We start from the raw sequence: 24,422 nt of genomic DNA, 5'->3' as shown, positions 1-24,422 counted from the left end.
TCGTTTCCGCTCGACTTGCATGTGTTAGGCCTGCCGCCAGCGTTCAATCTGAGCCATGATCAAACTCTTCAATTTAAGATTTTGTTCGGCTCAATGAATACTGAACATTCCTTTCGCTAATAAATAGCAGAAGTAATGTTTGAATTGACTGTGCTGAATCTTTCGATTCAATGGTCACTTCGTATCATTGAAACCTAATTTGAAGCCTAAGCTTCTAATTGGATTATCATCAACGAGTGCCCACACAGATTGATAGGTCTATATTTTTAAAGAGCACACTTCGAAGTTCTCTTCAAAGTGGACGGCTATTTTAGCTAGATAACTTATCGTGTCAAACACTTTTTTAAGTTATTTATCTGCGAGTTAATTTTAACTCACTAACCGTAGTTGTTTAGGTTCCGCTTCACTTGCTTTCCCGTGACAACGGAGGCGAATTATAGGGAGTTCATTAAAGAACACAAGTGCATTTTTTAAAAAAACTCACCTTTTTAGTTTATTCGTATAGAAAACAGACAAAAGACTCTAAAAAACTATAGAAAAGGGGCCAAACGGCCCCTTTAGTGTGATTTTTATCTCAATTTTACTGTATCCATACAATTATTGATGAGCACAAATTTGGTCATTAGTAACAATTAGCTGCACTGTCTTGTCTGGAACGATTTCACCAGACAGAATTGATTTGGCTAACGGATTCTCGACATTCTGCTGAATTGCACGTTTTAAAGGACGCGCACCATACACAGGATCGAAACCAACTTGAGCGATCAAATCGAGCGCTTTGTCGGAAACTTCTAGTTGATAGCCTTTCTCCTCTAGTCGTTTCGCCAAACGTTCCAATTGAATAGAAGCAATGGACTTAATGTGTTCTTGACCAAGTGGATGGAACACCACGATTTCGTCAACACGGTTCAAGAACTCTGGGCGGAAGTGTTTGCTAACCACATCCATCACTTCACTCTTGATACCTTGATAGTCTAATGTTGCGAAATTCTCTTGGATACGAGATGAACCCAAGTTAGATGTCATGATCACAACCGTATTACGGAAGTCAACAGTACGACCTTGACCATCCGTTAAACGCCCATCATCGAGAACTTGCAGCAGAATGTTAAATACATCCGGATGCGCTTTCTCTACTTCGTCTAACAAAATTACCGAATACGGCTTGCGACGAACCGCTTCCGTTAAGTAACCACCCTCTTCATATCCGACATAGCCTGGAGGCGCACCCACCAATCTTGCCACTGAGTGTTTCTCCATGAACTCAGACATATCGATACGGACCATCGCATCTTCGCTGTCGAACATAAAGCTCGCAAGTGTCTTACAAAGCTCTGTTTTACCCACACCAGTTGGACCTAAGAATAAGAAGGAGCCAATTGGTCGGTTTGGATCAGAAAGCCCAGCTCGACTACGACGAATGGCATTCGATACAACAGAGACCGCTTCGCTTTGCCCTACCACACGATTATGCAGCACGTCTTCCATACGAAGTAGTTTCTCTTTTTCCGCTTCTAGCATCTTGGATACCGGAATGCCGGTTTGCTTAGAAAGTACTTCTGCAATCTCGTTGTCGGTTACTTTATTACGCAATAGCGTCATTTCCTGCATTTCAGCTTGGGTTGCAAGATCTAACTGCTTCTCAAGTTCAGGAATACGACCATATTGAAGCTCCGACATACGGTTTAGATCGCCAGCACGGCGAGCAAACTCCATGTCCATACGAGCTTGTTCAAGCTCAGACTTAATATGTTGAGTGCCAGAAAGAGCTGCTTTTTCTGTATTCCAAACCTCTTCTAGCTCAGCATACTCTCGCTCTTTTTCATTGAGTTCTTCATTAAGCGCTTTCAAACGCTTTTCACTCGCTTCATCGTGCTCGTTACTTAGTGCTTGTTGCTCAATTTTGAGTTGGATAATTTTACGCTCAAGCTTATCCAAGGACTCTGGCTTAGAGTCAATTTGTAAACGAATGCTTGAAGCCGCTTCGTCGATTAAGTCGATCGCTTTATCCGGCAACTGACGGTCGGAGACATAGCGATGTGACAAGCTCGCCGCAGCAACAATCGCTGGGTCAGTAATTTCGACGTGATGATGAAGCTCATAACGCTCCTTCAAGCCACGTAAAATCGCCACGGTATCCTCAACGGTCGGCTCATCCACCAGCACTTTTTGGAAACGACGTTCTAATGCTGCATCTTTTTCGATGTACTGACGATATTCATCCAATGTTGTTGCGCCAACACAGTGCAGCTCACCACGAGCTAATGCCGGTTTTAGCATGTTGCCCGCATCCATTGAGCCTTCACCTTTACCAGCGCCGACCATAGTGTGTAGTTCATCAATGAAGAGGATAACGTTGCCTTCTTCTTTAGCAAGTTCATTTAATACTGATTTTAAACGCTCTTCAAATTCCCCACGGTATTTCGCGCCAGCAACCAGTGCGCCCATATCCAGTGATAGCACACGGCGACCACGCAGACCTTCAGGTACTTCATTGTTAACTATGCGCTGCGCTAAGCCTTCAACAATTGCTGTCTTACCTACGCCTGGTTCACCGATAATCACAGGGTTGTTTTTAGTACGACGCTGCAATACCTGGATAGTACGACGGATTTCATCATCACGGCCGATAACAGGATCCAATTTACCTTGCTCTGCACGTTCGGTAAGGTCTATGGTGAACTTTTCCAATGCTTGGCGAAGCTCTTCCGCATTCGGGTCATTGACCTTTTGACCACCTCTGATCTTTTCGATTGCCTGGCTGACTTTTTGCTCTGTTAAACCGATCTCTTTGAGTAATTGCCCCAACGGTCCGCGATCTTCTAAAGCGGCAAGCAGGAAGACTTCAGACGAGATATAGGAGTCTTGACGCTTTTGCGCCACTTTGTCACACAGGTTAAACAATGTGCCCATCGAGCTAGAGAGCTGAACATCCCCACCGATGCCACTGACTTTTGGTAATCGATCTAACATTTCACTCAATTTAGAGCGTAAATGCGTTACGTCCACATCCAGCATAGTAAGCAATGGACGAATTGGACTGCCATTTTGATCAAGCAAAGCCACCATGAGGTGAACTGGCTCGATATATTGATGATCGCGCCCTAACGCTAGTGATTGAGCATCAGAGATAGCGATTTGAAACTTACTTGTGAATCGATCAAGACGCATATCTACCTTCCTAACCTCAACTAAAGGAAATTCTTTTGACAGTTAGAAAGATGGATACTCACGAGGGGAATTTCAAGGGAGTGAATGAATAAAGATAGCTTTGCAAAAATAGTAGTATGCATCTTAGCACTTTGGTGCTTATAGCTAGTCTTCGATCCAAATAAAGGTTGCTTGTCGACCTGTCTTACCATCACGGCGATACGAGTAAAAAGAGGCTTTATCTTGGTAAGTACAAAGTCCAGAATCAAACACTTGTGTCACACCAGCTCGGTTTAAACGTTGCGTTGCCAGCACCGACATGTCAGCAAACCATTTACCGTCGATATCGCGTGGAGCAAATGCTTGATTCGCCTGTGAATCAAAATCAACAAAAGCTTGCAGAACATCTTCACCCACTTCGAAGGCTTGAGGGCCAATGGCGGGGCCAAGCCACGCTATCACTTCACCAGAAAACAACGCTAACGCATTTTCGACAATGCCATTTGCTAAGCCGCGCCAACCTGCGTGAACAGCGGCTACTTGCGTACCTTGTGTATTAGTCAATAATACAGGTAAACAGTCGGCGGTCATCGCTGAACAAACAACATGGCTTGAAGAAGTAAATACACCATCCGCATCAAGCACCTGTGTTGTTGGTTCATTTGCTTGAGCCACAACGGTTGAATGCGTTTGGTTTAACCAGATTGGCGCATTTGGCATGCTTGCCTGTTGCGCCAACCAAGCTCGGTTCTTCTCTACTAAAGACAAATCATCCCCAACGTGAGTACCTAAATTTAGCCCTTGGTAAGGGCCTGTCGAAAATCCGCCTATGCGTGTTGAGGCGAAAGCTTTGACATTTTTAGGCGCTGGCCAATTCGGAATGATCGTCTTCATATTAGAATTCTTCCGGTAAGCCGTGCTCTTCTGTATCTTGACGAAGCGCTTCAGTCATCACAACCATGTCATCAGGCACTGGAGCATGAAACTCAAGAACTTCGCCCGTAATTGGGTGCTCAAAGCGCAGCATTACTGCGTGCAATGCTTGGCGATCGAAACCCCGGATCATTGCCGTTAGCTCTTCAGACGCACCTGTCGGGATGCGAGCACGTCCACCATATGCAATATCACCGAGCAACGGATGCTGAAGGTAAGACATGTGCACACGAATCTGGTGCGTACGACCCGTTTCTAGACGCAAGCGAATACGCGTGTGTTCGCGGAAGCGTTCAGCAACACGGTAGTGCGTTACTGCTGGTTTGCCCATTGGTGCTACCGCCATAAGCGTGCGCTTAGTAGAGTGACGACCAATCGGTTGATCCACTTTACCGCCCGCAGTCATACGACCAATAGCGATCGCTTCGTACTCACGAGTAATATTACGTTTTTGCAGTGCGCGAACCAGACGAGTTTGTGCAGGAACGGTTTTCGCCACCACCATCAAACCCGTGGTGTCTTTATCCAAACGGTGCACGATACCTGCACGAGGTACTTCTGCAATATCAGGGTAATGATGCAACAACGCATTAAGTACAGTGCCATCAGGCGTACCAGCGCCCGGATGAACCACAAAGTCACGAGGTTTGTTGATAACGATAATATCTTCATCTTCATAGACGATATCTAGCGGGATATCTTGCGCTTCCCAGCGTTCTTCATCTTCTAACTCGGCTTGCAATGTAATTTCCTCGCCACCCATTACTTTGGTACGAGGTTTAGTGACAACTTCACCATCAACTTGAACTTTCCCATCAAGCAGCCACTCTTTTAGGCGCGAGCGAGAGAAGTCCGCGAATAATTCGGCGATAGCTTGGTCTAAACGTTGACCTAACTGGCTATCTTTTACGGTATTTGTTAATACAATCTGCTGAGCCATATCGAACTTTTTTAAAAACTGTGAGACTAATGCTCACGACTGTGAAAAAATAGACTATTACGTCATTGTATCTGTTACTGGAAAGAAAGTAACGGCAGCTTAAGAAATATTTAGATTCAAGGAACAGACTCCTGATATGAAACGTCAGACTTTAACAGGCCTTTTAGCGGTATCCCTTCTGTTTGGATGTGCAAGCAAAGAAGAAATCGTTCCTGATGTGCCGCCTTCGGAACTGTATGCAGACGCACAGATTTCTCTTCAAAGTGGTAATTGGCTTTCTGCAATTGAGAAACTGGAAGCATTAGACTCACGTTACCCATTCGGTGCCTACTCAGAACAGGTGCAGCTTGACCTAATCTATGCGTACTACAAAAACGACGACCTTGCTTTGGGCTTGGCAACCATTTCTCGCTTTATGCGTTTAAACCCAACCCATGAAAAGATGGATTGGGTGCTGTACATGCGAGGTCTAAGCCACATGGCGCAAGATCGTAACTTTATGCATGATTTATTCAGCGTAGATCGAAGCGATCGCGATCCTGAACCGGTAAAAAAAGCGTTTGATGACTTCAAAAAACTACTTCAACGCTACCCGAATAGCCCATATGCAGAAGATTCACAAAAACGTATGGTTGCGCTGAAAAACCGTCTAGCGAACTATGATTTAGCGACTGCTGACTTCTACCTTCGCCGTGAAGCTTGGGTCGCTGCTATTAATCGCAGCCAAGAGCTACAAAAAGCGTATCCAGACACAGAAGCTGCACGTAAGTCACTGACTATCCAGCTAGAGGCCTACAAGCAACTTGGTTTGGAAGACGCCGTAGCAAGAACTGAAAAGCTTATCGAGCTCAACCCTGTGAAGTAATTGAACTTGCTTTAAACTGAACCGCCACCGTTTTTACCGTGGCGGTTTTTTATTACTCTCAATAGTGTATTCAGCCCTTTCTTGATGATCTTCCTAGCTCCACATATGCTTAAAGTTCTCCTCCCCCCTTTATAAAAAGGATGTGAACGTGACGATATCTAAGCTTTGCGCAGTTATGCTGCTCCTATTGTCTGCTTCCGTTTGCGCACTGCAAATCTCGCCGCTCAAACAGCCTCCTTATACTGGGGACCTCGATGTCATCAAGGAGAAGAATGTACTGCGCGTCTTAGTTTCTGCTGATTTAGGCTTTTACTACATTGAGGGCGGCACACCAAAAGGCATAGGCGCGGAATTGCTGGCGCATTTCGAAAAAGACCTTCGTAAACTCAAACCAAAGCTTAACGTACAAATTATTCCTGTTGCCCGCGACCAGCTACTGCCAGCCTTAGAAAACGGTTCAGGTGACTTAGTTGTCGCCAACCTGACTATTACCGACACGCGCAAACAGAAAGTGGAGTTCAGTTCACCCATCCTCACTGGTATTCAAGAGTGGGTAGTGACAAACAAAAGCACACCAACGATGACGAAAATCGAACAATTGAGCGGCAAAGAGATTTGGGTGCGCGCCAGTTCTAGCTACTTTGAAAGCATTCAGACACTAAATAAGAAACTAAACAAAAAAGGCTTACCGCCTGTTATCGTGCACTTTATTGAAGAAACACTTCAAGATTATGAGCTGGTCGGAATGCTCAACAATGGTTACGTCAAAGCCATTGTTCTCGATAGCCATAAAGCCAAGCTTTGGCTGAAAGTGATGGATGATATTCGGGTTCACAAAAAAATCCCTATCCGCAAAAATGGCAAAATTGCTTGGGCAATGCGAGAAAATAGTCCCAAATTAAAAGCCGTCGTGAATAAGTTCATCCAGAAGTCTCGCTCTGGGACACTACTCGGTAACGTTATTTACGGTAAATACATCGATAATACGGGATGGTTGAACAGAGCTCTTAACCCTAAGAAAATTGCTCAACTAGAAAAACTCGCGGCGCTATTTTCACGCTATGGTGAGAAATACGATATCGACTATTTACTGATCGCTGCAATCGCTTACAAGGAATCAGGATTTAATAACGACCTAGTTGGAAGTCGAGGTGCCGTTGGCATAATGCAAGTCCTACCTAGCACCGCTCAAGATCCGAATATCAATATCAAAAATGTTCGACAATTAGAAAACAACATTCATGCTGGAGTGAAATACTTAGCTTTTTTGCGTAAGCAGTACTTCAGTGATCCTGATATTACTGCACAAAATAAACTCTACTTTACATTGGCGGCTTACAATGCGGGCCCCGGCAATGTAGAGCGTATTCGTAAGCGTGCAGCCCAACAAGGTTACGATCCTAATGTTTGGTTTAATAACGTGGAAGTCGTTATGCGGAAAAGTTTAAGCTCAACGGTTGGGTACGTCACAAGCATTAATCGCTACTACATAATATACAAACAACTAGAAAGTTTGGACCAAGTCAAAAGTCTAGAAAGGGTTTCACTAGCCCCAAAAGACCCCATTTTCATGATACCGCTACGAAAAGTCAGCCAAATGCCAGACAGTAAAAAGCCACTTGTACAGTAAGCGGCTTTTTAAATGGATTCATTGGAAAGACTCAGTGATCGTCATCACACCTTACGTGTAGTTAAATTTTAACCACCTCAAATATTAGGCCGTAAAACTTCTCTAAAAACGAGGCCGTTTTCAGCTGAGTACTCTATCCAATCTACGGATTTACTAACCGATAACAAGCAATTTCACGATAAATCTCAGAAGTTCTTGAGTGAGATCACATTCATTTTTCATCATAAAAAACCCGAGCAAAATAATGATCTGAATCACATTTTTTTATGCTTAAAGCGGTAATCTGAACTCAACCCATGAGGGATGCAACAGAGGAAAAACACTTATGACAATGAATATCACTGGCAAAAACATCGAAATCACCTCTGCAATCCGAGCTCATATTGAGAGCAAATTTAAAAAACTGGAGAAATGGCAAGTAGACCTAATTGGTTGCCAAGCAACTTTCAGTGAGGAACCAAACAAACAGAAGAAATTCGAAGCGGTTATCAAAGTTCCTAAAGGCCAGCTCATTGCCTCAGCAACTCACGAAGATCTTTACGCAGCTATCAACGAAGTGGAGCAAAAACTAGAACGACAATTGAACAAGCTGACCCACAAACCTGAAGCTCGACGTGCAAGTAAGCCTGAGCTAGTGGAAGAAGAAGAGTAAACTGAACAGATTGAGGAAATAGCGCCGAAAGGCGCTATTTTTTTGCTTGACGCTCTCCCCAGCCTTGCTTATTGTGTTTAAACACTCATAAATTAAGCACTATTTATGCATTTAACCTCACTGTTTATTTTTGACTTCTTTTTCCTCCCATAGTTGGAGGGGCGAACTCGTTTGTGAAAGAAAAGTCAAAAACAAACAGAAAGCCTCCCAAATCGGGAGGCTTTTTTATAAGGAAAGAATTGATGACTGACCAACCTATTTCCCTCGAAGAAATTCGTTTACGCTTGAATGAGTTGGATGACCAACTTCTCAGCTTATTGTCTGAGCGCCGTAAACTCAGCATTGAAGTAGCCAAAAGCAAAGTACAAACCTCAAAGCCTGTTCGCGACGCCGTCCGTGAACAGCAATTATTGGTCAAGCTGATTTCTAATGGCCAAGATAAATACGAACTTGACGCGCAGTACATCACCAAACTTTTCCATACCATCATTGAAGACTCAGTTCTGCTTCAACAAAGTTATCTGCAAAATCTCGTTAACCCACAGCAAAGCCGTAAGCCACTTGCTCGCGTCGCTTTTTTAGGAGCCAAAGGCTCTTATTCGCACTTGGCAAGTCGCGAATACTTCAGTCGTAAAAATACGGAGCTTATCGAGCTCAACTGCGAGCACTTTAAAGAAGTGACTCAAACGGTTGAATCTGGCCATGCTGATTATGGCGTTCTGCCAATCGAAAACACCAGCTCAGGCTCTATTAATGAAGTGTATGACTTACTACAACACACGACGCTTTACATCGTTGGAGAGCTAACTCAACCAATCGAACACTGCTTGGTTGCGAAAAAAGACATTCGTCTGGAAGATATTAAAACGCTGTATTCTCACCCTCAGCCACACCAACAGTGCAGTGAGTTTTTAAGCCGTATGAAAGGGGTAAAGCTGGAGTCCTGCGCGAGCACAGCAGATGCAATGCAGAAAGTCCAAGAGATGGATCGTGATGATGTGGCTGCAATTGGTAATGCATCAAGCGGTAAGCTATATGGCTTGCAAGCAATTCAAGGCAACATCGCAAACCAAACCGAAAATCATACTCGCTTTATCGTGGTTGCTCGTAAACCGGTTGAAGTTTCTACTCAGATTCCAGCAAAAACCACATTGATCATGTCGACCTCCCAAGAGGCAGGCTCATTGGTTGAAACACTATTAGTGCTGCAACGTTACGGCATCAGTATGACCAAGCTGGAATCACGCCCAATTATGGGGAACCCGTGGGAGGAGATGTTCTACGTAGACTTGACATCACATCTTGCTTCGACAGAAATGCAACAGGCACTTGAAGAGCTAACAAAAATCACTAAGCACTTGAAAGTATTAGGCTGTTACCCGAGTGAGAACGTAAAGCCTACGCAAGTAAAATTGAGTTAATAGACACCAGTGAGTAAAAAGATCATGGCAACCCCAAAAGTTGTAATCGCATCGCTAAACCCAGCCAAAATTAATGCAGTTCAAAGTGCATTTCGTAATGCATTTCCGCATCAAGAATTCAACTTCGTTGGCATCAGTGTACCGAGTGAGGTCGCAGATCAGCCCATGACGAATGAAGAAACTCATCGTGGTGCGCTAAACCGCGTTAAAAACGCAAAAGTAGAGATGCCAAACGCGGATTACTATGTCGGTCTCGAAGCGGGAATTGAAGCAAACGTGACGTTTGCTTGGATGGTGGTTGAATCAGAGACTCACCGCGGTGAATCTCGTTCTGCAAGCTTAATGTTGCCGCCAAAAGTCTTGGAAAAACTCAAGGATGCGAATGAGTTGGGAGATGTAATGGACGAAGTGTTTGGTACTGATAACATCAAACAGAAAGGTGGCGCTATTAGCCTGCTAACCCAAGACCAGCTAACTCGAAGCTCAGTCTATCACCAAGCCTTGATTCTGGCTTTAATTCCATTCACAAACCCTGAGCACTTTCCTTCAAATTTATAACACTCAGCCTAGTCTCTAGATACGCAAAAAGGGCGGATATTTCCGCCCTTTGTAATACGTTATCTTAGTCACTTGTAACACCAAGGCCTAAAAGCAAATTGGATATACTGTCTACTTAGATACCGCAACTTGTTCTAACAAGACTTTCAACTTGTCTTTTTCTTCATCAGATTTCGACTTTAGTTCGTTAGAGCCACGAGTAATGGTGGCAATGCCCACACCAAGCATCTGACTGATCTGACGTTGAGATAATTCTCCTTTAAGAAGTTCGTTAATTATATTAACGCGTGATATTAATGACTCTCTCTCATCACGTGACATCAGCATAGTTAACAGCATGTCATCTTGCTGGGTGCCCATACTTGTTCGAATTAGCTCAATAATCTGTTGCCAGTCTTTGTACTCGGGTTCGTGCGACATCAAGTTACCTCACTCAATACTTGGTATTGATCTCATGTTGATTCAAGAACGCGCCATCGATACCCAAAAGATCACGATAGTATGTTTCAAACATCAAGATGTTTTGTACATAACCGCGCGTCTCTTTAAATGGAATTGCCTCAATAAAGGCATAAGCATCCACTTTTCCTTGGGTACGCTCTCGCCACGTTTTTACTCTGTTAGGACCTGCATTATAAGCAGCAAGAGCAAAAATACGATTATTATCGTAATCCTCTAATAAACCTTGCAAATAATGGCTACCAATTTCGATATTTTTTCCTACATTGTAGAGATCCTGCGTACCTTGATAACTCAACTTATATTTACGTGCCGTGTACTTCGCCGTCGCAGGCATGATCTGCATAAGACCACGAGCGCCAACTGGAGAGCGGGCTTCAACATCTAACGCACTTTCCTGTCGAGCGAGAGACATCATCGTGACGGGATCAATGTTGTGCTTTTTCGCATAAAAGTTAAACCACCAGCGGTGTGCTATTGGGAACCTAAGTTCGATATTATCCCACATCTGCGCTTGAATACTCGCGGTCACCGTTAGGTTATGCCAACGTTTAAATGATGCATAAGCCGCCAACATCGCCTTTTCATCTTTTCCTACGCGGCGCAGTAAGTGTGCCCATTCACTCTTCGCTGCTGCGATTTTATCCGTCGCGATCAACTCTTCGATACGAGCTAACGAGTCTTGATAGGGTTGAACAACTTTCTTATCCAACTTAACCGTATGCGTTGGGTATTTGATTGATTGTCCGATTGCATTGGCGGCAGCCACACTGTAGAAGTTTCGTTGCCCAAGCAGAGTTGCTAAACGCTGTTTCCCCGCGATGTCATCACCTAACGCTATTTCACTTCTTCCAAGCCAATATTGCCAGCGTAGCGTGGCTTGTTCTTCTTTATTTAGAACAGCAATCCACTCTTGTACGCCTTTCCAATCTGCATTTTGAATCGCTAAGCGGATGCGCGTTTCAATCAACGGTAAGTACTGACTGGTTTTCGTTTTATCATCGCGCCATTTAGCTAATGACTCAGACTCCGTACGAGTCAATCGAAATGCAATATAGTCGGCAAGTTCTTGCGCTTTTTCTGGAGAAAACTTCTGTCCTTTAATGACAGCATCGTACGCACCTTGTGCTTGGCTAGTGTTCATACGAGCCAACTTTTCTAACGCATATTCACTTTGCGCTCGATTAAAATCATTCGCAGGTTTTTTCTTCGCGAATTCCGCAACGCTTGAAGGATTATCAAACAACGCTTTCATTTCTTTGGCTTGTTGCTTTGCCTGCGCTGATTTAGGCAGTTTGAGCAAGTAACTCATCAAACCGCCATTACGAGCATCAAACGCCAGTAACATACGCTGTAGAATCAGTTCATCGGTACGCTCACCCGCCTTGTCCCATGCCGCAAATAATGGGTCACACTCATCAGCAATGCTGATGCCACGTAACCACATATGTTCAGCCCCTTTAAACGCCGCGACTTTCTTGCCTTGCTTTAATTGAGCGACGTAGAAAATACATTGGTAACGCTCACCACTAGGAATGACTTTTTGAAACTCAGTAATGGTTTTCCAATCTTTTTGCTTATAAAGATGATTGAGGTATGGAGCACTAACTCGACGAGAAAATGGAAAAGACTCGTGCTCAGAAATAAACTCGTTCACCTGTTGTGGTGACTTTTCCGGTAACTGTCTAATAAAAGTGCGGTAATCCACATAAGGCGTTAGTGGATAGTCAGAAATTTTAGGACGAATCGAAAGGTATCCGTCGATGTCATTTTTATCTAATAAATCTTGAGCTTGCTCATATACTTCGCGCTGCTTTTCCAAACTCAGCGCGGCATTAGCACTCAAACTCATAGCACACAACGCGGCGGCGCAGCATACGTTTTTAGCCAATTCAGATACGTTGAATCTCATTTGTGTCATTTTCCCCAGACATATACTGCCCTAAAGCCTAGTTTTGTTAGAGTTCATGTGATGTTAAGGCAATTTTCACACATGCATCTATTTACACAGAATGCAGATGTCCATGTAAAGCAACTTAGTGTATTAAAAATTGTACTCGTCAAACTTTTAAGACGATGGAGACAAAGCGTTTCTAACTCGCATAGAAAACACTTCGTCATTCTTAACGAATAACAAAAGTGTATACCCTAACCGTGTAAGTTTCCGGTCAGCTCAAAATAAGAAATCCATTCGTTAGGGAAATTCTTGCAATGCGGTAACAAAAACAAAGCACTTGGTATAAAATGATGGGTTTGAATGACAGTTAATTTAGGAACGATCGGCAATGGCTGAATACGTATATACCATGTCGCGGGTGAGCAAAATTGTGCCACCTAAGCGTCAAATTCTTAAAGACATCTCTCTGAGCTTCTTCCCTGGTGCGAAAATCGGTGTTTTAGGTCTGAACGGTGCAGGTAAATCCACACTGCTACGTATCATGGCAGGTATCGACACGGATATCGACGGTGAAGCGCGTCCACAACCTGGTCTAAACGTAGGTTACCTACCTCAGGAACCAGTATTAGACGAATCAAAAACCGTTCGTGAAGTTGTTGAAGAAGCGGTTGCTGACGTTGCTGACGCTCTGAAACGTTTGGACGCAGTCTACGCAGCATACGCTGAACCAGATGCAGACTTCGACGCACTTGCAAAAGAGCAAGGCGAGCTAGAAGCCCTTATCCAAGCGAAAGATGGCCACAACCTAGAAAATGCGCTTGAGCGTGCGGCAAACGCACTTCGTTTACCTGAATGGGACCAAAAAATTGCGCACCTATCAGGTGGTGAACGCCGCCGTGTGGCTATTTGTCGCTTGCTACTTTCTAAGCCAGACATGCTACTGCTTGATGAGCCTACCAACCACCTAGATGCAGAATCAGTGGCTTGGCTAGAGCGCTTCTTAGTGGATTACACAGGTACTGTAGTAGCCATCACCCACGACCGTTACTTCCTAGATAACGCTGCGGGCTGGATCTTAGAACTGGACCGTGGTGAAGGTATCCCATGGGAAGGCAACTACACCTCATGGCTGGAGCAAAAAGACGCTCGTCTACAACAAGAAGCCTCCCAAGAGAGTGCTCGCCAAAAGACTATCGAGAAAGAGCTTGAGTGGGTACGTAAAAACCCTAAAGGTCGTCAAGCGAAGTCAAAAGCACGTATGGCTCGCTTTGAAGAACTGCAAAGCTCTGATCACCAAAAACGTAATGAAACCAATGAACTGTTTATCCCACCTGGTGAGCGTCTAGGTGATAAGGTTATTGAAGTGAAGAACCTGACCAAGTCATTTGACGGTCGTGTTCTGATTGATGACCTGTCATTCAGCATCCCTAAAGGTGCAATTGTTGGTATCATCGGTGCTAACGGCGCAGGTAAATCGACGCTATTCAAGATGTTAAGTGGTACTGAACAACCAGACTCGGGCACAATTGAGATGGGCGATACAGTAAAACTGGCATCGGTCGATCAGTTCCGTGACAGCATGGACGATTCTAAAACCGTATTCCAAGAGATCTCTGAAGGTGCTGATATCATTAAGATCAACAACTTCGAAATCCCAGCTCGCGCATACTGTTCACGCTTTAACTTTAAAGGCAGTGACCAACAAAAAATTATTGGTGAGCTATCGGGTGGTGAGCGTAACCGTGTCCACCTTGCGAAGCTTCTTAAAGCGGGCGGCAACGTGTTGCTACTCGACGAACCAACCAACGACCTTGACGTTGAAACACTGCGTGCTCTAGAAGAAGCATTACTAGAGTTCCCTGGTTGTGCAATGGTTATCTCGCACGACCGTTGGTTCCTTGACCGTATCGCGACCCACATCATTGACTACCGTGACGAAGGCCAAGTTAACTTCTACGAAGGTAACTACACAGAGTACATGGATTGGTTGAAGAAAACATTGGGTCCTGAAGCCGCAGAACCACACCGTATCAAATACAAGCGTATTGCGAAGTAATCGCAACCCACAAAGTTTGATTGTAATTTGTACAAAGGCCGCTATCATAGCGGCCTTTGTTTTCTTTGTTATAAAAAGAGCTCATTAGCCCGTCTCGTTCGTTAAGAACATGACATTGCACTTACGTCACTCTGTAGCGACCTCGACACTTTTCAAACAACAATCGAACACTTTTTGTTCGTATTGATATACTATTCAATTCTGTTTGACGACCTGACGAGAATATTCATATGACAGAGAGACGACGCTTTTCACGTATTCTCCATCAAGCTCCAGCTAAGATAGAACAACGTGACTTGGCAATTGAAGCTAGGATTCAAGATCTTTCCTTACATGGTTTACTCATGAAAGTGGAAGAGACTGAGGCTTTGGATCCAACCCTTCCAGTCCATGTGACTTTTTCATTTGATCAATCCGAACAAGTGATTACGTTAAAAGCGCAAATTGTGAATGTCTCTAAGTGTGAGATTAGGTTGAAGATCGCTAAGATAGACATCGAAAGCATTAGCCAACTAAAACGATTTATAGAATTGAATGTAGGCAATAACGACCTTCTGAATCGAGAGTTAGAGCACCTCTCTGGTTTTTAGGAGAAAAATAAATGAACGCCTATTTAAGTAACAATAACTATGTCTAAAAAAATCATCATGCAGATCCCGACGAAAGACGGCGATCAGCAGTTCTATTTGGGCCGCAGTTCGGTCCTAGCAGTATTTGCTTCAGTATTGGCATTACCCGCCGTCGTTGGTGGCGCGTGGTACCTTAATCAGCAGCAGATGCACAATAAAGACGAACTAACACAAATCATCGCCAAACTGGAAAGTGAAAAGGCCGAAGTGACGGCTCTTTACGAAGAGCAGCTTGATACCAATCATTCACTTTCCCAGTCTTTGACGGACAAAAACAATCAAATTCAGCTATTGGGCAAACGGGTATTCGACGTTGAATCGGTTTTAGGTCTCGCAGACGAAGAGTTGATGATCGATGAGAACAGCATGGGGTTAGAGGAGCGAATTGACGCAGCCGCTATCGATTCTGCTGTTCGCGCGACGATGTTCCGTTTGATACCAAATGACAGTCCAGTCACATACCAACGTATTTCTTCTTCTTACGGCAGTCGTATTAATCCGATTTCAGGTAAGAGGCATGTTCATACTGGTATCGATCTGACTTGTAAAAGAGGAGAAGAGATCCTGGCACCGGCTGACGGTGTGGTGGAAACCGTTCGCCCGAGCAAGCGTGGCTATGGTAACTATGTCACCATTCGTCACTCATTTGGCTTTATGAGCTCCTTTGCTCATCTACAACGCTTCAAAGTGAAAAGCGGTCAGTTTGTTAGTAAAGGCGACATCATTGCTCAATGCGGTAACTCTGGCAACTCCACAGGGCCACACTTGCACTATGAAGTACGCTTCCTCGGACGAGCACTCAACCCTCAATACTTAATGGAGTGGACGCCAGAAAACTTCAATGACGTCTTTGAAAAAGAGAAAAAAGTGAAATGGGGACCTTTGGTTCAATTGATTGATAACGTTGTACGTCTACAAGTCAATTTAACCAATTCACCCTATCGCGATACCAGTATCAACACAGTATCAAGTGAAGATACGAGTAATACTGCGACGAACTGATTTGTCCATCAACACGAAAAAGAGCAGCTTACGCTGCTCTTTTTGTTTCGGACTCTGCACGGCTAAATGACCCGTGATTAGCCGCGATGAATATTATCATTCGCCTGTTTGAGTAAGTTTTGGCTCTCATTCATAAATTGTTGAGAATAAGTACCAAACCAATCACTCACCTGCTTAAAGCTTTCGATGAATCGCGCTTTGTCTCTGCTATCCAGAATCGCTACCGCATCACCTAAACGCTGATGGAATCGCTTGATCATATCGATATTCTCTTGAGAAGAGAAAATGATATCACCGTACAAGTTCGGATCCTGACCAAACAGTCGTCCCACCATCGCCAATTCAAGGCGGTAGATTGGCGAGCTTAACTTCAACAACTGATCGATGTTCGGATTCTCTTTGCTAAGGTGCATACCGTAAGCAAACGAAGTGAAGTGGCGCAGCGCCTGAATCAACGTCATGCCATGATCGTGCTCTTGTGCATCGATTTGGCACAAGCTTGCGCCCCAAATCCCAAACTGTTGCAATAGCCATTGGTAATGCTCGTGACCACGGCCATCACAGTACACAATAACCTGCTTGGCAAGGCTCGGAACATCTGGGCCAAACATTGGGTGCAAACCAACCACAGGACCTTGATGCACATTCAACATTGCTTGCAGAGGCTTCGATTTGATAGAAGTCAGGTCACACAGAATACAGTCTTGCGGCAAGTTCCCCAGTTTTTCGATCACCCCTTCCGTTAGATGGATCGGCACCGTGACCACGACTAAACCCGCGTTGTCTAGAATCTCATCCGCACGATCCCAGTCTTTACTGCCGAGAACTTTGACCTGGTAGCCCGACAATTTGAACATACGCCCAAACAGGCCACCCAATTGACCATTACCACCAATAATAACAACTGAGCGTAAATCAGGGTTCAAACACTTAAAACCGGAATCTTTCTCGCTGGCATAAGACTCACGCATTGTTCGACGCAGAATATCTTCAATAAGCTGTGGAGGAATTCCCATTTTTTCAGCTTCAGCGCGACGAGAAGCTAACATCGCCGCTTCGCGGTCTGGAGCATAAATTGGCAAACCATGTTCGCTTTTTACTTCCCCAACTTTCTCTACGAGCGCTAAACGCTGAGCCAATAGCTCCAACATTTGCTTGTCGACTGCATCAATCTGATCGCGTAATGCGTTAAGTTCAACTGCCATTGATGTTCCTTAAATCCTGTATTAATTAGCCTTTAGACGATTTTCTAAGAAAGGCACTAGCTCTTCATGTGCATGACGTAATAGTGCCTCAGTTGAATCCCAATTGATACATGCGTCAGTGATAGATACACCGTATTTCATCTCTTCAAGAGCTAAGTCAGAAGATTGATTTCCTTCATTGATATGGCTTTCAATCATAAGACCGATAATAGATTTATTGCCTTCACGGATTTGATGAATCACATCCTCCGCGACTAATGGCTGGCGACGGTAATCTTTACGTGAGTTGGCGTGACTGCAATCCACCATTAATGAAGCATCAAGACCAGATTTCGCCATCTCTTGCTCACACTCAGTGACTGATACCGAATCGTAGTTAGTTTGCTTGCCGCCACGTAAGATCACATGTCCATTAGCATTGCCCTGGGTGGTTAACAGTGCGACTTGTCCCTCACGGTTAATTCCCATAAAACGGTGGCTAGAGGACGCAGCTTGCATCGCGTTAATTGCGGTTGCCAAACTGCCATCGGTGCCATTCTTAAAACCGATTGGCATAGACAGGCCGCTTGCCATTTCACGGTGAGTTTGTGACTCCGTCGTACGAGCACCGATGGCTGCCCAGCTAAAAGTATCCGCCAAGTATTGTGGGCTAATTGGGTCTAGAGCCTCAGTCGCGAGCGGGATTTCCATCTCTGCCAGCTCCACCAGAAGTTCGCGTCCAACATGCAGACCGTGTTCAATATCGAAACTGCCGTCTAGGTGTGGGTCATTGATCAGGCCTTTCCAGCCGACCGTGGTGCGCGGCTTCTCAAAGTAAACACGCATAACAATATACAGTTGGTCACTTAGTTGTTCAGAGAGTGCTTTAAGGCGCTTTGCGTAATCCTTCGCCGCTTCTACGTCGTGGATAGAACATGGACCGCATACAACAAGCAGGCGGTGATCCTTCTTGTGAATAATATTAGCGATAGTTTGACGAGACTCTTGAATAAAGCGACGTGCTTTTTCACTCAAAGGAAGCTTGGTTTTTAGTTCCTCCGGAGTAATAAGAACCTGTTCTTCGATAATATTAATATTGCTCAACTCACTTTTCTGCATAACTCTAACCTGTATATTTATTTTTACACCCAACCAAACCCTTGGTGAGACAACTAAGCTTTAACGACAAGATAACAGGCTAAAAAAGAAAAACAAGCGTACAGAATAAAAAACATTTAGTGTGAATTAAAGTTTACAGTTAAATAAAAAGCCAAAGTATAATTAACTTTGGCTTCTCATCGCTGTTTTGAATCTTTTACAAAAGGTTTAGCTAGTCAAGCGTTTCATCGCTTCACTCGCCGCTTTCCACTCTTGAGATAGCTTAAGTTCGCTTGGAGAAAATGACTGTTTTTTTAGTAATCCATCCGCGAGTGGCACGGTTGAAACCGGTAAGTTGTCTAATACCTCAACGTGCGCTTCTCGTTTATTACACATTAACAACATATCGCAACCAGCTCTCAATGCTTGAGCACCTCGCTCGGCTGGGCTGCCCATAATCGCAGCGCCTTCCATGGTCAAGTCATCCGAAAAAACCAAACCTTTAAAACCCAATTGCTGACGCAGGACCTGTTTTAACCAGTATTCAGAACCGCTGGCTGGTTGAGCATCATAATGTGGGAAAATCACGTGAGCAGGCATCATGGCATCTAAAATACCGGCATCAATTTGCGCTTTGAAGATCGCCATATCTTGTTCAAAAATATCACTGCGCTCGTCGTATGGTGTTTCTAGATGTGAGTCTGCAATCACGCCACCATGTCCAGGGAAGTGTTTGCCTGTCGTTGCCATGCCAACACTCTTCATTCCTTGCATATAAGCAGTGCTATAGCGAAGAATGGTATCGGCATCTTCACCGAATGCGCGGTTACCGATCGCTTTACATTGATGGCCTTGGTCAAGTACCGGGGCAAAGCTTAAATCAATATCATGGGCAATCAGCTCTGCTGCCATTAACCAACCGCCCATACGAGCAAGCTCTTCACCATTTTGATGTTTAGCGTACTCATCAGCAGCAGGAATTAATGAGAAACCTTCACGAAAGCGCTGCACTCGGCCGCCTTCTTGATCCACACCGATCAAAAACGGGCGCTTAGCCGCCTTTCGGATGGATTGAGTAAGTGCTTGAAGCTGTTCGCTATCATGATAGTTGCGAGCAAATAGAATTAAGCCACCAACCGTAGGATGCTCCAAGATTTCTTTGTCTTCAGCGGTCAGTTCATACCCCGCAACGTCAACCCATAACGGTCCCATGTTTTCTCCTCAAAATCGGCTGAATATCTCGTATTCGATGAGGTTATTCGCTTCAGATTTGCTTTACAATAAGTGAATGAAGAATTGACGAGATCGGCTATGAAATTTAACGAACTGTACATTGGTGTGATGTCTGGAACGAGTATGGATGGTGTTGATACCGCTCTAGTTGAAATAAGCGATGAGCACGTTCGCCTGATTGCGCACGACGACTACCCAATGCCCGCAGCACTAAAAGACATGCTGTTATCTGTTTGTACCGGTCAAGCAACAAATTTAAAAGCCATAGGTGAACTTGACCACCAGCTCGGCCACCTATTTGCAGATGCTGTGTTACAGCTACTCAATAAGTCTGGTTACGTCGCAGAGCAAATTCGTGCGATTGGTAATCACGGTCAAACAGTATTCCATCAGCCTACCGGAAACTTGCCGTTTACCACTCAATTGGGCGATGCAAACATTATCGCAGTCAAGACAGGCATTGATACGGTAGCGGATTTTCGTCGTAAAGACATGGCGCTAGGTGGACAAGGTGCCCCACTCGTCCCTGCTTTCCATAAAAGCATTTTTGCGATGCAGGATTCCACAATTGTGGTGCTTAACATTGGAGGCATTGCCAATATCTCGGTACTGCATCCAGAACAACCAGTCATTGGCTATGACACAGGCCCGGGCAATATGTTGATGGACGCATGGTGTGCGCTGCATACTGGGCAAAGCTTCGACGAAGATGCACAATTTGCACTTAAAGGAACGGTAAACGCTACTTTGTTGACTCAATTACTCAAAGAAGCTTACCTCGCCATGCCTGCCCCTAAAAGTACCGGGCGAGAACTGTTCAATATTGACTGGCTGCATCAACAACTGGCCCATCACAATTTACCAATCGAAGACGTACAACGTACACTTTGCGAGTATTCTGCAATTACCATTGCCAACGAAGTCGACAAGTTTTCTCATGGCATCACACCTCAACTATTAGTCTGTGGCGGTGGAGCAAGAAACCCGCTTTTGATGCAGCGACTAGCTAAGTTATTGCCACAATGGAGCGTTGCGACAACGGCAGAAAAAGGTGTTGATGGCGATTACATGGAAGCAATGGCGTTTGCTTGGCTTGCGCAGCGCCATATTCACGGCCTCCCTAGCAACTTACCGGAAGTTACGGGGGCAAGTCGTCTCGCTTCACTGGGTGTACTCTATTCAAAAAATTAAGGGCAATATATCCTAAACAAAAAGGCTTAATTCATTATGACGAACGATGCACTTATCGCAGCTTTATCCCATCTGGTATCTGAAGGGCGAAATCCAGACACCATGGACATCGACTTGCTACCTTCTCTCGATATTGTTCAACGCATCAACCAACAGGACAAACTCGTTCCTCTTGCCGTTGAAAAAGTATTGCCTGAGATCGCTGAAGCCGTTGATAAGATCACGGAAGCATTTAAGGTCGGAGGTCGGTTGTTTTACATCGGTGCGGGTACCAGTGGTCGACTTGGCGTTTTGGACGCTTCAGAATGCCCACCAACTTTTGGCACAGATCCAGAGATGGTCGTTGGTATTATTGCCGGTGGAAAAGAGGCAATGTTCCGTGCAAAAGAAGGGGCGGAGGACGACCCTACATTAGGCGAGCAAGATCTTAAAGAGAATACGCTAACACAACGCGATGTCGTCGTTGGTATTGCGGCAAGTGGACGAACACCTTACGTGATTGGTGGCTTAGAGTATGCGAACGAGCTTGGTGCCACCACTGTAGCACTATCTTGTAACCCTGACTCTCCGATTGCAGATATTGCCGATATTGCGATTAGCCCCGTTGTTGGACCTGAAGCGTTAACGGGGTCCACTCGCTTAAAATCAGGGACGGCACAAAAACTCGTACTAAACATGCTCACTACCGCAAGCATGATTCGCCTGGGCAAAAGTTATCAGAACTTAATGGTAGATGTGAAAGCGACGAATGCAAAGCTAGTTGCAAGAGCGGCTCGTATTGTTATGCAAGCAACAGATTGTACTAACCAAGAGGCTAAAACGGCGCTCAAAGAAACGGACTACGACGCCAAGTTAGCTATTTTGATGATTTTAACCGGGCTGGATAAAGAAAGCGCGACTGAGCAACTGAAAGCCAAACAAGGATATTTAAGAAAAGTCGTGATCGAGCAAGCTAATCAATCTTAATCAATAAAGCGCCTCACTTATTTAAAAGTCAGGCGCCTTTTATGGCTTAATTTAGTAGTTCAATCGTTCAATGTGAGTAATACCGACTTTACCTTCAAGGTCGCTGAACATATGAACCATTGCTGGGTATGGTTGTGCTCCAGGGTAGACAACTTCTGCATTACAGAAAAACGCATAGTTTTGTCCGGCTACGACTTGAGTAGCCACAACCAAAGGGGAGTATTTGACACCGACAAACCCCTCGATACCTTTAGCAAATACTTCTTTATTCTCTGCTGTGAGTTCATGAAATGGACTCCAGCCACCAGCCATTTGCGTTGACATAATGTGATTCCTTTTTTTCTGTGCTCACTATCAAGCAATGTGAACATAGTTTAATAAGGAAGATTTTGCCACATTTATGTGATGCAGACAGTGTAACAACGGCTTTATTGACTATTAATTTGAGTATTCATTCCAACCACGTTGCCATTCCATGCGGAATTTTTGCGCTTGCTCAGTACCTTCACAAACCCCTTCGTAATACTGACCAGATAACCCCATTTGATACGCAAAAGCAGGATTACAGTACTCACGTAAACCTTCTAAATAACCTTGGTCGTAGTCACTTTGCTTAACACTACCCAACTCACGAAGCTCGCTCATCGTGCGCGATGTGTGTCCGGTTATGCCATCTTGATATCCGATCTGATGCCAATCTCCCGACTTGGCAAGATCTGCTGTCGTTGCTGTGCATCCTGCAAGTAAAGCCAGTGCCAGACCTACCGTTACCTTTTTCATGGTTCTTCCTTAAGTAATTGTTTTCAAAAATAAGCTTACCACTAATTATTGGCGCTTGCCGCTGAGCTTGCAGATTTAACCACTGATGACTCAAATCAGCCGCTCAAGACTGTCATCAACCTTTCGCCATTTTTAAAAACCGCTCAAGCAGCATATCGACCACTCAGTGCTCTATTCGACCACTCATCTACTAACCGAATGCATTTAACACAAGTGACGCATAACATGCATCCTGAGATTAAAAAATTACCCTACCCAACTAAGACCAAGGACAATTGCTATGATGTGGTTTCTAACCTGTGTCGCAGCCCTAATCGGCGGATACTTCATCTACGGCGCTTTCGTCGAGAAGATTTTCGGCATCAATGAAAAACGCCAAACGCCAGCTCACACCAAATCGGACGGTGTTGACTTCGTTCCAATGTCAACAAAGAAAGTTTACCTAGTTCAACTACTTAACATCGCAGGTGTTGGTCCAATTTTTGGCCCGATCATGGGGGCACTATACGGTCCTGCGGCGATGCTTTGGATTGTAGTCGGTTGTATTTTTGCTGGTGCAGTACACGATTACTTCTCAGGCATGCTTTCAGTGCGTAACGGCGGTGCATCTGTACCTACCATTACAGGTCGCTACCTAGGTAATGGCGCAAAACACTTTATGAATATTTTTGCCATTGTCCTATTGCTTCTAGTTGGCGTAGTGTTCGTTTCAGCCCCTGCTGGCATGATTACTAACCTCATCAATGATCAAACAAGCTTGAGTGTAAGCATGACAACGATGGTTATTGCTATCTTTGCTTACTACATCATTGCGACGATTGTTCCTGTCGATAAAATCATTGGTCGTTTCTACCCACTGTTTGGCGCCCTACTTATCTTTATGTCTGTTGGCCTAATGACAGCCGTTGCTTTCTCTAGCGAACACACAGTAATGGGTGACTTCCAAGTTTCGGACATGTTCTCTAACCTCAACCCAAATGACATGCCGTTATGGCCTGCATTGTTCATCACTATCGCATGTGGCGCTATCTCTGGCTTCCACGCAACTCAGTCTCCACTGATGGCGCGTTGTATGGAAAATGAGAAAAACGGTCGCTTCGTATTCTACGGTGCAATGATTGGTGAAGGTGTTATCGCGCTAATTTGGTGTGCTATCGCTCTGTCTTTCTTCGGCTCTCTAGACGCTCTATCAGAAGCTGTGAAAAACGGTGGCCCTGGTAACGTGGTATACAGCGCATCATTTGGTCTGCTAGGTGTGTTCGGTGGTATCCTTGCGTTCCTGGGGGTGGTTATCCTACCAATTACGTCTGGCGATACAGCGTTCCGTTCAAGCCGCTTGATCCTTGCTGAATACTTCAACATGGAACAAAAAACGCTACGTAACCGTCTACTGATGGCACTTCCACTGTTCGTTATCGGCGGTATCTTAACTCAAGTAGACTTCGGCATTATCTGGCGCTACTTCGGTTTTGCAAACCAAACAACAGCGGTAATGATGCTTTGGACTGCGTCCGCTTACCTACTGCGTCACAACAAGCTGCACTGGATTACCACTATCCCAGCTATCTTCATGACCACGGTATGTGTCACGTTCATCTTAAACAACAGCTCGCTAGGTTTTGGTCTGCCAATGCAACTATCAACTATCGTAGGTATTGTGTTTGCCCTAGCTGTGACAGGTTACGTTATCAAAACCTCTAAGGGTAAAGGTGAAACTGAACTGGCTGACGAAGAGAAACCACAAGCCGTATCAGAAACAGCGTAATACTCGTCACATC

At 44.7% G+C, this 24,422-nt stretch carries 21 protein-coding genes, 1 rRNA gene and 1 other annotated feature; of the genes, 11 read left to right on the top strand and 11 right to left on the bottom strand.

All coding sequences use genetic code 11. The features are described 5' to 3' along the window. The 4 genes from R8269_RS13015 to rluD all read right to left on the bottom strand — a co-directional run. A 16S ribosomal RNA gene (locus R8269_RS13015) occupies nt 1-75 on the bottom strand; the annotation flags it as partial. Nucleotides 76-597: 522 nt separating this feature from the next. Further along, nucleotides 598-3,171, bottom strand: coding sequence for an ATP-dependent chaperone ClpB (gene clpB, locus R8269_RS13010; RefSeq protein WP_005381873.1), 2,574 nt, complete (start codon nt 3,169-3,171; stop codon nt 598-600). A 144-nt stretch (nt 3,172-3,315) separates the two neighbouring features. Next, complete coding sequence (gene pgeF, locus R8269_RS13005; protein WP_005381874.1) at nt 3,316-4,044, bottom strand: peptidoglycan editing factor PgeF; 729 nt, start codon at nt 4,042-4,044, stop codon at nt 3,316-3,318. 1 nt (nt 4,045) lies between these two features. After that, a complete protein-coding gene (rluD, locus tag R8269_RS13000; RefSeq protein ID WP_005381875.1) occupies nt 4,046-5,023 on the bottom strand; it encodes a 23S rRNA pseudouridine(1911/1915/1917) synthase RluD in 978 nt (325 codons plus the stop codon). Nucleotides 5,024-5,159: 136 nt separating this feature from the next. Here rluD and bamD point away from each other — a divergent pair, with 136 nt between their 5' ends. From bamD to yjjX, 5 genes are all read left to right on the top strand, one after another. Next, the gene (gene bamD / locus R8269_RS12995; protein ID WP_005381876.1) at nt 5,160-5,888 is read left to right on the top strand and encodes an outer membrane protein assembly factor BamD; all 729 of its coding nucleotides are present in this window, start codon (nt 5,160-5,162) and stop codon (nt 5,886-5,888) included. Between the two features lie 148 nt (nt 5,889-6,036). Further along, nucleotides 6,037-7,518: a lytic transglycosylase F gene (locus tag R8269_RS12990; RefSeq protein ID WP_309474001.1), complete on the top strand. Its 1,482-nt coding sequence runs from the start codon at nt 6,037-6,039 to the stop codon at nt 7,516-7,518. A gap of 325 nt (nt 7,519-7,843) precedes the next feature. After that, nucleotides 7,844-8,170 (top strand): ribosome hibernation-promoting factor, HPF/YfiA family, encoded by a 327-nt coding sequence (gene hpf / locus R8269_RS12985; protein ID WP_005381889.1) that lies wholly within the window; start codon nt 7,844-7,846, stop codon nt 8,168-8,170. A 108-nt stretch (nt 8,171-8,278) separates the two neighbouring features. Continuing rightward, nucleotides 8,279-8,400 (top strand) — a sequence feature (Phe leader region). Between the two features lie 12 nt (nt 8,401-8,412). Beyond that, the gene (pheA, locus tag R8269_RS12980; protein WP_258476708.1) at nt 8,413-9,591 is read left to right on the top strand and encodes a prephenate dehydratase; all 1,179 of its coding nucleotides are present in this window, start codon (nt 8,413-8,415) and stop codon (nt 9,589-9,591) included. Between the two features lie 24 nt (nt 9,592-9,615). Continuing rightward, complete coding sequence (gene yjjX / locus R8269_RS12975) at nt 9,616-10,149, top strand: inosine/xanthosine triphosphatase (RefSeq protein ID WP_318222553.1); 534 nt, start codon at nt 9,616-9,618, stop codon at nt 10,147-10,149. A 111-nt stretch (nt 10,150-10,260) separates the two neighbouring features. Here yjjX and trpR read toward each other — a convergent pair whose 3' ends face one another. Further along, a complete protein-coding gene (gene trpR / locus R8269_RS12970) occupies nt 10,261-10,569 on the bottom strand; it encodes a trp operon repressor (RefSeq protein ID WP_005381892.1) in 309 nt (102 codons plus the stop codon). Nucleotides 10,570-10,582: 13 nt separating this feature from the next. Then, nucleotides 10,583-12,529, bottom strand: coding sequence for a murein transglycosylase (sltY, locus tag R8269_RS12965; RefSeq protein ID WP_064369001.1), 1,947 nt, complete (start codon nt 12,527-12,529; stop codon nt 10,583-10,585). Nucleotides 12,530-12,893: 364 nt separating this feature from the next. On the opposite strand from sltY, the gene ettA reads away from it, so the two are divergent. From ettA to R8269_RS12950, 3 genes are all read left to right on the top strand, one after another. Next, complete coding sequence (gene ettA / locus R8269_RS12960; RefSeq protein WP_005381894.1) at nt 12,894-14,561, top strand: energy-dependent translational throttle protein EttA; 1,668 nt, start codon at nt 12,894-12,896, stop codon at nt 14,559-14,561. Between the two features lie 230 nt (nt 14,562-14,791). After that, nucleotides 14,792-15,151 carry a PilZ domain-containing protein gene (locus tag R8269_RS12955; RefSeq protein WP_005381897.1) on the top strand — a complete coding sequence of 120 codons (360 nt, stop codon included), beginning with the start codon at nt 14,792-14,794 and terminating at the stop codon, nt 15,149-15,151. A 39-nt stretch (nt 15,152-15,190) separates the two neighbouring features. Then, nucleotides 15,191-16,192: a M23 family metallopeptidase gene (locus R8269_RS12950; RefSeq protein ID WP_054578534.1), complete on the top strand. Its 1,002-nt coding sequence runs from the start codon at nt 15,191-15,193 to the stop codon at nt 16,190-16,192. Between the two features lie 77 nt (nt 16,193-16,269). Here the strand turns inward: R8269_RS12950 and tyrA are convergent, their stop codons facing one another. From tyrA to nagZ, 3 genes are all read right to left on the bottom strand, one after another. Next, entirely contained in the window at nt 16,270-17,397 is a 1,128-nt protein-coding gene (tyrA, locus tag R8269_RS12945; protein ID WP_206959259.1) for a bifunctional chorismate mutase/prephenate dehydrogenase, read from the bottom strand. Between the two features lie 21 nt (nt 17,398-17,418). Continuing rightward, nucleotides 17,419-18,495: a 3-deoxy-7-phosphoheptulonate synthase gene (locus R8269_RS12940; RefSeq protein ID WP_005381904.1), complete on the bottom strand. Its 1,077-nt coding sequence runs from the start codon at nt 18,493-18,495 to the stop codon at nt 17,419-17,421. Between the two features lie 207 nt (nt 18,496-18,702). Further along, nucleotides 18,703-19,686, bottom strand: a complete 984-nt coding sequence (gene nagZ, locus R8269_RS12935) for a beta-N-acetylhexosaminidase (RefSeq protein WP_005381905.1) — start codon at nt 19,684-19,686, stop codon at nt 18,703-18,705. A gap of 99 nt (nt 19,687-19,785) precedes the next feature. Between nagZ and R8269_RS12930 the strand changes: the two genes are divergently transcribed. After that, a complete protein-coding gene (locus tag R8269_RS12930; RefSeq protein WP_215810541.1) occupies nt 19,786-20,898 on the top strand; it encodes an anhydro-N-acetylmuramic acid kinase in 1,113 nt (370 codons plus the stop codon). A 36-nt stretch (nt 20,899-20,934) separates the two neighbouring features. Next, complete coding sequence (gene murQ, locus R8269_RS12925; RefSeq protein ID WP_215810542.1) at nt 20,935-21,864, top strand: N-acetylmuramic acid 6-phosphate etherase; 930 nt, start codon at nt 20,935-20,937, stop codon at nt 21,862-21,864. Between the two features lie 51 nt (nt 21,865-21,915). Here the strand turns inward: murQ and R8269_RS12920 are convergent, their stop codons facing one another. Further along, on the bottom strand, nt 21,916-22,188 hold the full coding sequence (locus R8269_RS12920; protein WP_005381911.1) for a hypothetical protein: 273 nt from the start codon (nt 22,186-22,188) through the stop codon (nt 21,916-21,918). 114 nt (nt 22,189-22,302) lie between these two features. After that, nucleotides 22,303-22,644, bottom strand: coding sequence for a DUF2799 domain-containing protein (locus R8269_RS12915; RefSeq protein WP_005381912.1), 342 nt, complete (start codon nt 22,642-22,644; stop codon nt 22,303-22,305). Nucleotides 22,645-22,924: 280 nt separating this feature from the next. Here R8269_RS12915 and R8269_RS12910 point away from each other — a divergent pair, with 280 nt between their 5' ends. Next, the gene (locus tag R8269_RS12910) at nt 22,925-24,409 is read left to right on the top strand and encodes a carbon starvation protein A (protein ID WP_005381914.1); all 1,485 of its coding nucleotides are present in this window, start codon (nt 22,925-22,927) and stop codon (nt 24,407-24,409) included. Nucleotides 24,410-24,422: the final 13 nt, after the last annotated feature.

Source organism: Vibrio sp. Vb0667 (assembly GCF_033391095.1).
The sequence above is the reverse complement of the archived record's forward strand: the minus strand, read 5'-3'. Positions and strand labels throughout refer to the sequence as shown.

Bases quoted from the DNA above. Each gene is read 5' to 3' on its own strand.
- clpB (WP_005381873.1), bottom strand. From the start codon at position 3,171: ATGCGTCTTGATCGATTCACAAGTAAGTTTCAAATCGCTATCTCTGAT.
- pgeF (WP_005381874.1), bottom strand. From the start codon at position 4,044: ATGAAGACGATCATTCCGAATTGGCCAGCGCCTAAAAATGTCAAAGCT.
- rluD (WP_005381875.1), bottom strand. From the start codon at position 5,023: ATGGCTCAGCAGATTGTATTAACAAATACCGTAAAAGATAGCCAGTTA.
- bamD (WP_005381876.1), top strand. From the start codon at position 5,160: ATGAAACGTCAGACTTTAACAGGCCTTTTAGCGGTATCCCTTCTGTTT.
- hpf (WP_005381889.1), top strand. From the start codon at position 7,844: ATGACAATGAATATCACTGGCAAAAACATCGAAATCACCTCTGCAATC.
- pheA (WP_258476708.1), top strand. From the start codon at position 8,413: ATGACTGACCAACCTATTTCCCTCGAAGAAATTCGTTTACGCTTGAAT.
- yjjX (WP_318222553.1), top strand. From the start codon at position 9,616: ATGGCAACCCCAAAAGTTGTAATCGCATCGCTAAACCCAGCCAAAATT.
- trpR (WP_005381892.1), bottom strand. From the start codon at position 10,569: ATGTCGCACGAACCCGAGTACAAAGACTGGCAACAGATTATTGAGCTA.
- sltY (WP_064369001.1), bottom strand. From the start codon at position 12,529: ATGACACAAATGAGATTCAACGTATCTGAATTGGCTAAAAACGTATGC.
- ettA (WP_005381894.1), top strand. From the start codon at position 12,894: ATGGCTGAATACGTATATACCATGTCGCGGGTGAGCAAAATTGTGCCA.
- R8269_RS12955 (WP_005381897.1), top strand. From the start codon at position 14,792: ATGACAGAGAGACGACGCTTTTCACGTATTCTCCATCAAGCTCCAGCT.
- R8269_RS12950 (WP_054578534.1), top strand. From the start codon at position 15,191: ATGTCTAAAAAAATCATCATGCAGATCCCGACGAAAGACGGCGATCAG.
- tyrA (WP_206959259.1), bottom strand. From the start codon at position 17,397: ATGGCAGTTGAACTTAACGCATTACGCGATCAGATTGATGCAGTCGAC.
- R8269_RS12940 (WP_005381904.1), bottom strand. From the start codon at position 18,495: ATGCAGAAAAGTGAGTTGAGCAATATTAATATTATCGAAGAACAGGTT.
- nagZ (WP_005381905.1), bottom strand. From the start codon at position 19,686: ATGGGACCGTTATGGGTTGACGTTGCGGGGTATGAACTGACCGCTGAA.
- R8269_RS12930 (WP_215810541.1), top strand. From the start codon at position 19,786: ATGAAATTTAACGAACTGTACATTGGTGTGATGTCTGGAACGAGTATG.
- murQ (WP_215810542.1), top strand. From the start codon at position 20,935: ATGACGAACGATGCACTTATCGCAGCTTTATCCCATCTGGTATCTGAA.
- R8269_RS12920 (WP_005381911.1), bottom strand. From the start codon at position 22,188: ATGTCAACGCAAATGGCTGGTGGCTGGAGTCCATTTCATGAACTCACA.
- R8269_RS12915 (WP_005381912.1), bottom strand. From the start codon at position 22,644: ATGAAAAAGGTAACGGTAGGTCTGGCACTGGCTTTACTTGCAGGATGC.
- R8269_RS12910 (WP_005381914.1), top strand. From the start codon at position 22,925: ATGATGTGGTTTCTAACCTGTGTCGCAGCCCTAATCGGCGGATACTTC.